This is a genomic window from Bacillus pretiosus (assembly GCF_051294775.1).
Taxonomy (GTDB): domain Bacteria; phylum Bacillota; class Bacilli; order Bacillales; family Bacillaceae_G; genus Bacillus_A; species Bacillus_A wiedmannii.
The window spans coordinates 1-309 of sequence record NZ_JBPPHF010000157.1 but is presented as its reverse complement, the minus strand read 5'-3'; the positions used below and the strand labels follow the sequence as shown (position 1 = coordinate 309).

General features: G+C 30.1%; 1 protein-coding gene. It reads right to left on the bottom strand.

Annotation, left to right across the window (positions count from 1 at the left end):
- Positions 1 to 106 precede the first annotated feature (106 nt).
- Positions 107 to 309: DoxX family protein (locus ACSG5Z_RS30300; RefSeq protein WP_503827187.1), on the bottom strand; the 203-nt coding region annotated here is incomplete at its 5' end.

The window sequence follows — 309 nt, the reverse complement described above, 5'->3', positions numbered from 1 at the left end:
AGTTACAACTTGTGTAAAAAAATATTTAAATTATTTTATTCTTAACCAACTAGTTGTAATCATTATAGTTACAATTATGATTCAAGTCAACAATTTATAAATAAGTTTACTTCACTACATATCCTTCTGCTTTTACAACGAATAAATACGCACCCATTGCTAATAATGCAAGATCTAATTCATACCCTGGATTCTTTCCATCTCCTAATAAACCTGCTGCTCCATTTACCGTTACGATAGCCCCAGCTAAAATAAGAGCGAATAATAGTCCTACATATCTTACGCCTAAACCGATAATTAATAATATAC